The sequence below is a fragment of the Sphingomonas rhamnosi genome (genome assembly GCF_036663615.1).
In the GTDB taxonomy this organism is placed as follows: Bacteria; Pseudomonadota; Alphaproteobacteria; order Sphingomonadales; family Sphingomonadaceae; genus Sphingomonas.
In genome coordinates this window covers 1-9,832 of record NZ_JAXOJJ010000021.1, presented here as the reverse complement: position 1 = coordinate 9,832, position 9,832 = coordinate 1, and the positions used below count along the sequence as shown (strand labels likewise).

General features: G+C 59.8%; 10 protein-coding genes and 2 pseudogenes. 2 read left to right on the top strand and 10 right to left on the bottom strand.

The features are described 5' to 3' along the window. Positions 1–83, top strand: a pseudogene (locus tag U1701_RS18485) (integrase catalytic subunit); the annotation flags it as partial. Here the strand turns inward: U1701_RS18485 and U1701_RS18480 are convergent. Further along, the gene (locus tag U1701_RS18480; protein WP_332784030.1) at positions 84–2,357 is read right to left on the bottom strand and encodes a phage tail protein; all 2,274 of its coding nucleotides are present in this window, start codon (positions 2,355–2,357) and stop codon (positions 84–86) included. It abuts the pseudogene before it with no gap. Continuing rightward, positions 2,350–2,823, bottom strand: coding sequence for a DUF6950 family protein (locus U1701_RS18475; protein ID WP_332784029.1), 474 nt, complete (start codon positions 2,821–2,823; stop codon positions 2,350–2,352). Before U1701_RS18475 ends, U1701_RS18480 begins: the two co-directional genes overlap by 8 nt. A 151-nt stretch (positions 2,824–2,974) precedes the next feature. On the opposite strand from U1701_RS18475, the gene U1701_RS18470 reads away from it, so the two are divergent. Then, positions 2,975–3,727: a hypothetical protein gene (locus U1701_RS18470; protein ID WP_332784028.1), complete on the top strand. Its 753-nt coding sequence runs from the start codon at positions 2,975–2,977 to the stop codon at positions 3,725–3,727. Positions 3,728–3,754: 27 nt separating this feature from the next. Here the strand turns inward: U1701_RS18470 and U1701_RS18465 are convergent, their stop codons facing one another. The 8 genes and pseudogenes from U1701_RS18465 to U1701_RS18860 all read right to left on the bottom strand — a co-directional run. Continuing rightward, positions 3,755–4,429 carry a hypothetical protein gene (locus tag U1701_RS18465; protein WP_332784027.1) on the bottom strand — a complete coding sequence of 225 codons (675 nt, stop codon included), beginning with the start codon at positions 4,427–4,429 and terminating at the stop codon, positions 3,755–3,757. Next, the gene (locus tag U1701_RS18460; protein WP_332784026.1) at positions 4,429–5,031 is read right to left on the bottom strand and encodes a hypothetical protein; all 603 of its coding nucleotides are present in this window, start codon (positions 5,029–5,031) and stop codon (positions 4,429–4,431) included. Before U1701_RS18460 ends, U1701_RS18465 begins: the two co-directional genes overlap by 1 nt. 20 nt (positions 5,032–5,051) lie before the next feature. Beyond that, entirely contained in the window at positions 5,052–7,796 is a 2,745-nt protein-coding gene (locus tag U1701_RS18455) for a tape measure protein (RefSeq protein ID WP_332784025.1), read from the bottom strand. A 32-nt stretch (positions 7,797–7,828) separates the two neighbouring features. Beyond that, the gene (locus tag U1701_RS18450; protein ID WP_332784024.1) at positions 7,829–8,194 is read right to left on the bottom strand and encodes a phage tail assembly protein T; all 366 of its coding nucleotides are present in this window, start codon (positions 8,192–8,194) and stop codon (positions 7,829–7,831) included. A gap of 38 nt (positions 8,195–8,232) precedes the next feature. Beyond that, positions 8,233–8,658 carry a hypothetical protein gene (locus U1701_RS18445; RefSeq protein ID WP_332784023.1) on the bottom strand — a complete coding sequence of 142 codons (426 nt, stop codon included), beginning with the start codon at positions 8,656–8,658 and terminating at the stop codon, positions 8,233–8,235. Between the two features lie 3 nt (positions 8,659–8,661). Next, positions 8,662–9,078, bottom strand: a complete 417-nt coding sequence (locus U1701_RS18440; RefSeq protein ID WP_332784022.1) for a phage tail tube protein — start codon at positions 9,076–9,078, stop codon at positions 8,662–8,664. Between the two features lie 69 nt (positions 9,079–9,147). Next, positions 9,148–9,507 (bottom strand): tail completion protein gp17, encoded by a 360-nt coding sequence (gene gp17, locus U1701_RS18435; RefSeq protein WP_332784021.1) that lies wholly within the window; start codon positions 9,505–9,507, stop codon positions 9,148–9,150. Then, positions 9,504–9,680: pseudogene (locus U1701_RS18860) on the bottom strand (HK97-gp10 family putative phage morphogenesis protein); the annotation flags it as partial. The pseudogene U1701_RS18860 and the gene gp17, both read right to left, overlap by 4 nt. Positions 9,681–9,832: the final 152 nt, after the last annotated feature.

Below are 9,832 nucleotides of genomic sequence, written 5' to 3'. Positions count from 1 at the left end.
CCGCGACACCACCATTGCCGGCCTCCGGCTCCGCTTCGCTCCACCTACGCCCGGCAATGGCGGCGGAGACAACAATGCACTAACTATCTATCCGGACCACCCGGTGGGGGCTGCCCACTGACAACCTCGTCCTGAACATCAAGTATGACGGTGTTGACCGGCTTCCCATTCAGGAGTGTCCGTGCGGCAATTAGAGCCTGGAAATTGTCCCCACGGATTATCTGTTCGAGGATGCTGTCGGAGTTGAAGTTTAAGTCTGCAACGATCTTCTCTGCGGCTTTGTCGGTATCGCGGGCGGTCTGCTTTACCTGATCCAGATCGTTCAGAACCTCTGTGACGGGACGGCCACCGATGTTGGTTCCCACGGGCGCGCCAACAGTCGCGTTGTCTTCGGGACGAGTGCCATTCTCGTCGGTGACGTTCTCCCAATCCGCGACGATGGTGACGGGCGCGGTCGCAACGCTGGCCTGTACCCAGAGCGAGTACACGGCATTGCTCATGCGGAACCGTGCGCGCACCTCGACGGTGATGCCGGGAGCGTTGGACGTGAATGTGAATGTGCCAATCTTGGGATCGAAGAGCGCGGCCTGTTCGGACCATGCTTCGCTGCCTTCGGGACGGCTCTGGATTTGGATGCCCGATACGCGCCCGCTCATTTCGGGCGTCCAGTTGACGTTGACCTCCGAGACGTTGACGCCGTTGGCTCCCGCGTAGCTGGCGCTCGTAAGAGCCAGATCGGCAGGAATGATCGTCGCCGTAGGATCGTAACCCTGCGGACGGATGCTGACGGGCAAAGGCTTCTCTTCGCGGTCCCAGGCGTAGATTGCCGGGTCTTCCTCGCGGAGCGTCATCTGGAAGAACAGGTCGTGCGTTTCGGCCTGATCCATGACGCGGAACAGCTTGTTGTTCCAACCCTCACTGGGCAGGGACAGCGTGATGACGGATCCAATTTCAACGGCGAACGCCTTGGGGCCGAACGTCGCGCTGAACATGCCTGGGCAGAGGTATTCGCGGAGCAAGAATTGTTTGGCGATACGCTGGCAGGTTTCAGCCCTCGAGACGGCTCCCAAGTCCAGGGACAGCGTGCGCGGCACACCATCGGCAAGCGCAGGCTGCTCGATGGGGTCGCCCCAGTCCGAAAGCTGGTAGAGGTTCGCTGGATCGGCAAAGCGACCACGGACGATGTTGAAACGCTCGCGCGATGCCGGCGCTGGGTTCCATACGTAGGGGCTGGAGCCGTTGGCGGGCGCAACGAGGTCGTCTGCGTCGAACGCGACCTTGGGACCCGCTGTGTCGTCGTAGCCGCCGACGATATTGTAGGTGCCGCCGCGATCGGTCAGCTTGCAGCTACCCATCGTCGCCGTGAGGCTGTTGATTACGGTCTCGTGGCTATCCGAAGTCGAATAGATGCCGTCAGCCATGTACCGCTGGACGGTCGTGCCATCGAGCGCAGCAACGCGCTCTTCGCAGAGGTTAGCGTAGGTACGAAAGTTGTCGAAATCGATGCGGTTGGCGGGGATACCCATGCCCCAAACCAGCTTGCCGTTGATCCTCCAGCCGATGAGGTAGGTGAGCAGCGCAAGCGCGGAGTTGCGGCCGATTTCAACTGAGCCGTCGCGGAATGCCCACGTGTTCTGGTTGTCGAAGCGATGAGGGCCTGACCCGCCGCGCGTGCTGTCACGGCGGGGATCGTAGAGAGGGCAACCTTCCACGACAGCCGTGAGGCGTTGCGGCAGGCCGCTTTCCCAGACTTCCTCGTCGAGCTTCCAGAACGGGACGTAATAGGCGCAGCCGGTGAAGCTGGCGCTCGCGTTCCAGTAACGCCCCGAACCAACCGGGAATCCGTTGCCAGGACGGCCTTCGGTGACGACGCGAAATGGGTTGTTGGACGCGAAGCCCTCGCGCTTGGCAACGAATGCGCCGTCCTGCCAAACGAGGTCGGTTTCGACGTAGAACTGCTTGAGCGCGTTGATGCGATGGCTGGCCAGCGCGATGACCTGAACGTAACCGTCCTTCTTGGTCGAGGGCAGATCGATTTCGCCTTCGAAGAAGCGAACGTCCGATCCGCCGGCAGTGGTGCCGAAGATGATCTTACGAGCAGCCGTAGGGACAACGCTCGTGTTGAGCCGGTCGACCATCGACTGCGACATGCTGGGCGTCTTGCGGAACAGCGACATCGTAGCCGTCAGCGCGAGACTGATACCCATGCCGATCAGCGTCGATGTAAGGACCGCCGCCGTGACGGTGATGCCGATCGAGCCGGCGACCGATGCCAGCACGGCGGCAATCTGAGGAGCAAAGACGACGATCGCGACCGCGATGGCTACGACTATGACTGTTTTTACAATTTTACTCACCGGCGCGGACCTCCGTGCTGGAGGCCGGAGCCGAGTAAGGGACAGTGAACGCCTTGGTGCAGTTGGCTGTCGGGATGGCGACTAGGCCGTCCACGCCATGCTCTTCACCGACAAACCAGGAATGCAGACCGACGCAGACACCAAGTGTCGTGCGGTCCTTCATCACGATATCGCCGCGCTGCGCGAATGCCGGATGCTTGGGCTGGCCAAGCCATGCCGTCACGGTCTTGAGCAGGGTGCCGGCGCCGTGGTCTTTGAGCGCCGCCGCTGCGCTGGCGCGATCCGTATAAATCCCGCGTAGATCGGCTGCTGGGTCAGTGCCCGTCATGGCATTGATCGCGCCAGCGGCAAACAGCGCGCAGTCGTGTTCGCCCCATTTGAAGGGCTGGTCGGCTACGCGGTCGAGGTAAACGGCTGTGCGCTCTTCCCAATCGGGAGCGCGGCTAAGTGGGGATGTCGTAAGCATCCAGTACTTAGCTAGGCAGGTTTCGGAGAGACTTATTAGGCCGTCGTCGAACGTTGCCTTGCGTCAATGAACATGATTAAGCGAAGCATCTTGAACTGGGGAAAAGTGACGCAGAATGTCGTATCGGGATGATAGCGAGCAGAGCTCGATCATGAAAAAGATCGTCCGGGTCGGCGCCAGTATTATTGCCGCATTTTTAATAAGTTCCGCAATTTCATTTGGTTTTGCACAGTACCGTAAAAAGACCGCTAACTTCGACGATATGTTAAACGAGGTTCAGCTCACTCAGCCTAGCTTGGCAAATATGTTCATTACAATGAGGCGTGAGTTTCCTGCGCAGTATGAGGACTTTGCGTCAGCTATGACGCGTGATATGCGTGCTGGGGTCGATCGTCAGCAAGTGCGGCAGAACTCAAGTAACTTGATGAGGCAGTTCGCGGCGAAGCACGTCCAAGAACTTGGTCAGGCACCAAGCAGCGATCTACAAATGTACAATTACCAGCAGCTGAAATTGGCCAGAACCCTGGCATCTGTCAGCCCTAAACTGTGCGCGCATTTTGTAATGACGGGCTTGCAACCGACCGATATTCCACCGCAAACCGTACTTGACCAGTTAGGCGAGACGGTAACGGCGCAGCTGACGGGAATTGCCGCGGGCCGCAGGGCGCCCGCCGGCCGAGACTTGAAGGATCTGCCGGAAGCGGACGCGCTGGCGATGGTTTCTAGTATGAAGGCCAAGGGGGTTTCGGATGCAGAAATTCGTATTTTTGCTGCCCCAGCCGAGTTGGCTCGCTCGTCGGAAACGCTACAATGCAAACTGGGCATTGCTATGTTGGAGGGCGTGTCATCGCTTCCGCTAGAGCAGTCTGCTCGCATCACTGCGTTTCTGGTGACCCACGCTTAATTGAGAACCGATCAGCTATGTTAAGGATCAGCGGAACAGCCAGTCGGCGTTCTGCTGGTTCGATAGATCGTTCGCCAATCCCTGCCATCCGCCCGCGGAAACCTTCGCCGGAGCGGGCTCACCGTTGGCGCACGACGCGACATAATCCTGGCTGGTATCGGTGGGGTCGAAGCGCGTCTGGTCCATGTACGTGGAGCCGCTTGCGTTGCTGATAAGCGAGGCATGACCCTCAATGCTCAGGGTAAAGGTGTGGGACAGGCCATCGTTGCTGATCTCTACGGTATCCATCGCGCCAGCGCGGATGCGACGGAATGCCCAGGTTGGTGGAGTACCAACGCCGGGAGGTGCGATCATGATTGCCCTCCACAGTGTAGAGTTGCGGCCCTGATACTCATCCGGGAAGACGGATGCGGCGGCAATGGCCTGGCTGGGTGCGCTCGGGATGGCGAGGCTGATCTTCAACGCCTCTGATCCCGACATGGAGAACGCATTGTCACCGATATTCAGGACCACGCCGTGTACCAGGGGATCGAACGTCTTGCCGTCCAGGGTACTGTCGGCGCTGCCCTGCACTGTGAGCGGATGCGCGCCGGTCCATACGTTTACGGTTTCGCTTTTGAACTCCAAGCTGCCGAGCACGCAGGTGGTGATGCCAGCGGCCTCAAGCGCGGCGAGAATATCGGAGTTTGTGCCGGGGCGCATTAGATTGCCTCCTTGGCCAAGAGGGTTGGGAATTCGGGCTTCTTGTCCGTGTCCAGGGTGAAGGCTGGACCTTCGGCGCTGGTCATGCGGAACACGCCGCTAGGTGTGGCGAAATTGACCGCTGCGCCGGCCGTGAAGCTGCTGCGCAGCATCGGTGCGAATTCGATCAGAACCTGCCCGTTGGCATCCGCGACGGTGGGCGCGGCGGTGACTTGCAGAAGCTGGCTACCGAGGCTGAAAAACTGCCCCACGGAAAGCCCGCTGGTGCCCGCTGCCGCCCATCCCGACAATCGGGTTGTAGTGGAGTAGCCAAACGCCGCGGATGTCAGCGTGCGCCCTGTGAGGGGATTGTTGACGCTACTGCGGGGCGAATAGCGGAACGTGCCGACCTGACCCTGCAAGCTGTTAATCCAGCCCTGCACGACCTGAGCCTGTGGATGCGTCATGCGAGGCCATGTGACCTCCAAAACCCACTGGGACGCTGTGTTGACGGCTTGGAATGCGAAGGTGTGCGGGCTCTCCATCGCAGCTTGGCGATAGTTGAGTTGAAGCTTTTCGCGGGCGACGGCTTTGGCCGGGAATGATAGCGGATAGGTGGGCATTTGATACTTATCAAATGCCGTTACATTCTCGGACGCTGGAGCCTTCCCATCGTCAGGTCGCTGCTCTGCTTGGCCAACATGGGGGCCATTTCCGTAATCGCCTGCAACGCCATCGCCTTCACGGCTTCGGGATCGTTGCTGATGATGCTGCCAAAGGTGACGTTGAGCCCGCCGCCCGCGCCACCGCGCACAGGGTCCAGCTTACTATTCGGGGTTACGTGGAAGGGACCGCCGACATCGACATATTCCGGCCCATGCTCACCAACAAGGTAGCGGCCTTTGTTGCCCATGCCGCCGTTGGCCTTGCCGGTGACGCCCGTTCCACCGTGATCCGGGGCGATTTTGGAGTTGGGCGTGACGAAGAACGGGCCGCCAATATCCAGGTATTCCGGGCCGTGTTCACCGACGAGGTAACGGCCCGTGTTACCCATGCCGCCGTTGGCTTTGCCGGTCGTGGGCTTACCTGTCAGCGCGCTTGTGAGGCCGGATACCAGGGAACCGAACAGGCCACCGCCCCCGCCGCTACCGCCACCACCAAACAACAGGTCGCCCAACGGCTTGATTAGCATCTGCTGGAGAGCAATCTTTAACAGCCCGTCGATCACGGCATCTGCCATGTTGCCGAACGCATCACCCAGGGAGCCGACGCCCTTGATCGCATCCAGGAGGCCGCTTTGTAGGCTCTCCAGGCCGTTGACCTCAACGCTCTCTAGGGCCTCGTTGATTTCATCGCCAGTGCGGGGGATCTGATTGAGGTAGCTCTCGAGCGGACCCATCGCCTGCTTCTCGACCTGCTTGCCCTGCGCAGCACGCAAAGTGGGCAGCATGGCGAGACGCGCTTGTGCGATCTTCTTGTCAGCATCCGTGCTATCGCGGCTGGCGATGATGGCATCCAGCGCCAGCTTTTCTTGCTGCATCTGCAAGTCGAGCAATCGAAGGTCGGAAGCGCGGCGGTCTTTCGCCGTGAGTGCCATGCCGCCCTGCAGCTGGGCCAAGTCCCCGGCATTGGCCAGCGATGCTGACTTGAGCTTCAACTCCTCCTGGGCGTTGAATTCGGCCTCTTTCAGCGTGATCGACTGACGCTTGTTGGTATCGATCCGCTCTTCGATCGCCTTGAGTTCGAGAACCTGTGCGTCGGTGTATCGCTTGCTGCCCTTGGGACCGTCCTTGTCGATTTGATCGAGGCGGGTCTTCTTGTCCTGCTCCAGCGCCAGGCGTTCGAAGTTGAACCGCTCCTGGGCCGTCGAAGCCAACGCGGCCTTGCTGTCGAGTTCTGCGCCCTCGCTGCGGTTCTTGTCGGCGGTGAAGGCCTCTAGGGCACGACGTGCGCGTTCGACCTCGCGCTCCTGATCCCTCTGGGCTTTGTCGGCGTCGCTCTTTGCCTTATCGGTTCCGCCCTTGGTTTTGGCCTTGGGCGGCGGGGTGTAGGTCGGCTTGCCCGTGCCTGCGGTGGGCTTGGCCCATTTGAACGTCTTGCTGTACTTGAGCACCTCCTGGTCGGACATGCCCTTGCCCGTGAAATCACGGTCCGTGCCATAGCGGCGGACGCGATCGACTAGGCGCTCACGGGCGCTTTTAACGCGGCTTTCCTGATAGCCCTTCTCGTAGTTGCCCGCGAGATTACTGCGGGTCATGAGAGGTGTTTCGTTGAAGTGCTGACCGCCGCCTGCGCGATCGATCGCGCGGTTCATGCCACGCTTGAAGCCGTTCTCAATCTTGGTGCCCCAGTTGTCAGCGTCGATGTAGATATTGGCTGCTCGGTCGATGCTCCTGAAGATGCTCAGCACCTGATCGTGGAATGATTGAACCTTGATGCCCAGGGCGTCGAGTACGCCCGTGCCGCCATCCAGCATGGGCACGAATGCGTCATGGAGACCGGCGAATTCCGCGCGCATATCCGCACCGGCCTGCTCGGCCGATCGAACAAGCGTATCCATCATGGTCGTGCCTTCACCCAGGCCGTCCACGATGCCGTCGCTGATGCCGGAGCCGCGATCGAACGCGCCGATCATGTCGGTTAGGCCGTTCTCGATCAGAACCTTGGCCTGCTCGAACGTGGCGGGCAGTTCCTTGAATTCCGCATCGATACCGGAGGTAAACTTGGGGTCCGTGAGGGCCTTGAACAGCACGTCGCTGGTCAGCTTGCCTTCTTCGGCCATTTTGCGAAGCGCGCCCACGGGCTGACCCATGCTCTCGGCGAGCAAGCGCATGATGCGAGGGCTGGCCTCGTTGACGCTGTTAAATTCGTCACCGCGCAGCACGCCCGACGCAAGCGCCTGGCCAAACTGCAATGTGGCACTGGCAGAGCTTGCGGCGTCCGCGCCACCGATCTTGAGAGCCTTGCTGAACGTTTCCGTCGCGCGCCCTGCGTCAAGCTGACCCCGGCCCAAGTCCTTCGATGCAACGAGCATCTTGCTGTAGAGGCTTGTCGTCTCTTCCAGGCCGGATCGCGTGTTTTTCGCAATCTCGTGGACCTGCTGCTGCGCCACGCCCATGTTGCCGAATTGAGCCGTGGCGAGCCTTAGCTGCGCGTCCATCTTCTTGGCGGAATCCGCAATGCGGAGGTATTCGCTTGCGCCATCGATCGCCTTGCCGGCGGCCATAACGGCGAGGAAGCCCTTGACCGCGTTAGCGGTGCCGGACATCGCCTTGTTGATGCTGTTAGTTGCGCGGTCGGTCGCTTTAGATGCGCGCTCCAGTCCACTAATGAAGCTGGCGCTGTTGAGCGACATGCTCGCATATAGCGAGCCGATTTGTTGTGCCATGTAAGCGTCTCCCGCGCTCTTTGTTCTGTCGTTTACTTAGCGGGAGGCGGGGTGGTCTTCGGGGCACGCTTGGAGCCTTTGTCCTTGCGTGCTCTGCGCGGCTTCTTTTCCGGGGGTGCGACCTTGACCGTTTTGCCCATGAAGAAGTCGCGAACCTTGTCGGCTAGCTCTTCCGGCGTGGGATCGGGTTTGACGTGCGCCTGGGGATCGCGGTCGAACCAACGGGGTGGATCATTGTTGGGCTTGGAGTGAACTGCCCAGGTCAGGTCGAGCAGCGCCGACGCGCGATGGTCGTCCGCTACGCTGCCCCAGGGCTCCAGGTGATAGAACGCCTGCCAGCCAACCAGCTCGTCATGTGGGATGTGTTCAAGCTCTGCGAGGGTCTTTCCCAGACCCATCGCAAGCCTGAATTGGAAACGGCGTAAGGGGTTATCCCTCAGCCTTTTTTTTCGAGTTCAACGGCTTCTACGGCCCAGCGCCTGTAGTCGTTGATCGAAAGGACTGCCTCGTACAGACGCGTTACCGCGTTGCTGGACCAGGTTTCAAACATCGGCATATCGGCGTCGGTGAACAGGCGTTCGCCGTCCTCATCGACTGCGCTCATGACGATGGAGAGGACTGCAGTGTCTAGTTCTGGAGGGTGCGCCAAGCCTTTGCGTTCGTCCTCTGGCTTGTCCTGGTCGTCGTCGTAGGCGTTGATTTCCTGGCGGTGCAGCCTGATGCGCTCCAGGTATGTGGAGCGGGTGTTGACGCTCATTTGCACAATGCGGACCGCGACATCCTCGCCCATTTCTGGGACGAGGACATCAACGTGCGGAAGTTTAGCCGCTAAACAATCTGCTCGGTTAAACAGCTTGGGCATGGATTATACCGCTGCCGTTTCCACGACTGCGCCAGTGACTTCCAGGTTCGCGGATGCCTTCACGACATCATCCTGGCCGCCGGTACGCTCAAAGGTCAGAACGTAAGCCGTAAAGTCGTACTTGGTGCCGTCGATGAGTGTGATACGAAACTTGGTAGCTGCGCGAGTGCCGCGAGCAGCGCGAACGGCAACCTGACCGGGATCTTTTGCGATGAAGATGAAGCTGGCGGAAATCTGACCCTCGTCGGGCAGACCCATCGACTTCTCTTTGGCCGTGCTATCAAAGTCCGTGGTGTCGATTACGGCAGCGGAGCCGCCGCCAAGACCGGCAAAGTCGGTGAAGCCCTTGACCTGAACGTAGATCGCGGCCGTAGTGTTGATTTCCAGCTTTGTGCCGGCTGTGTTGATTCCTGTGGCCATTATTGGCTCTCCTTTTTATTGGGCAGTGACCCCAACAAAAGAGGGCCGTGCCATTACTTATTCCTCGACCTATTCCGAGTGGGTGATCTTGAACTCCAACTGGATGCGCGTGAGGTCGGCATTGCTGGTGAGGTCGCTCAAGTCTTGTTCGTTAATGAGATTGCAGTCCGAGATTTCGGCATCGCGGTAGCCGTCCAGGGCTAGGCGAATGCGGTTTGCGATCGACTTGGCTTCGTCGAAGTCCAGGGCGTAGGCATCGACGCGGAAGGTGGGCATGGCCATGCCTGTGGGGCCGTTGAAGTCGCGCAATCGGGGCGTGGAAACCCGCGTGTAAGTGACGAACGGAGCCTTCTTTCCCTTGGGAACTACGACTGGATATGTCTGCGGACAGATTGCTGCGATTTTGGATGTAAGTGTCGCTTCGATCACTTTTTGGCCTTTCTAGCGGCCTTTTCGATCGCTTTTTTGAGTTCTGTGCCGATCGTCTCGACGACCTTCCCGGCCACCTGATCGAGTGCGGGCTTGAACCAGGGGCGGGCGGGCTCGTGTTCCGTGCCAAACTCGGAGAAGCGGCCCCAAAAGGCGCTGCCGGTTGTGACTTGGAAGCTGACTGTCTGCTTCCTGCGGGCACGAACCTTGAATAGCCCCTAGATTTCTGGACGCCTTCAATCCTAATTTTGAGAACAGGAGGCGACGATGGGGAAGCCCAATTTCAGCGATGAGTTCAAGCGTGACGCGGTGGTGCAGATCACAG

What these genes read in the sequence shown, in the direction of transcription:
- U1701_RS18475 (WP_332784029.1), bottom strand. Translation starts at nt 2,823, where the DNA reads ATGCTTACGACATCCCCACTTAGCCGCGCTCCCGATTGGGAAGAGCGC.
- U1701_RS18470 (WP_332784028.1), top strand. Translation starts at nt 2,975, where the DNA reads ATGAAAAAGATCGTCCGGGTCGGCGCCAGTATTATTGCCGCATTTTTA.
- U1701_RS18465 (WP_332784027.1), bottom strand. Translation starts at nt 4,429, where the DNA reads ATGCGCCCCGGCACAAACTCCGATATTCTCGCCGCGCTTGAGGCCGCT.
- U1701_RS18460 (WP_332784026.1), bottom strand. Translation starts at nt 5,031, where the DNA reads ATGCCCACCTATCCGCTATCATTCCCGGCCAAAGCCGTCGCCCGCGAA.
- U1701_RS18455 (WP_332784025.1), bottom strand. Translation starts at nt 7,796, where the DNA reads ATGGCACAACAAATCGGCTCGCTATATGCGAGCATGTCGCTCAACAGC.
- U1701_RS18450 (WP_332784024.1), bottom strand. Translation starts at nt 8,194, where the DNA reads ATGGGTCTGGGAAAGACCCTCGCAGAGCTTGAACACATCCCACATGAC.
- U1701_RS18445 (WP_332784023.1), bottom strand. Translation starts at nt 8,658, where the DNA reads ATGCCCAAGCTGTTTAACCGAGCAGATTGTTTAGCGGCTAAACTTCCG.
- U1701_RS18440 (WP_332784022.1), bottom strand. Translation starts at nt 9,078, where the DNA reads ATGGCCACAGGAATCAACACAGCCGGCACAAAGCTGGAAATCAACACT.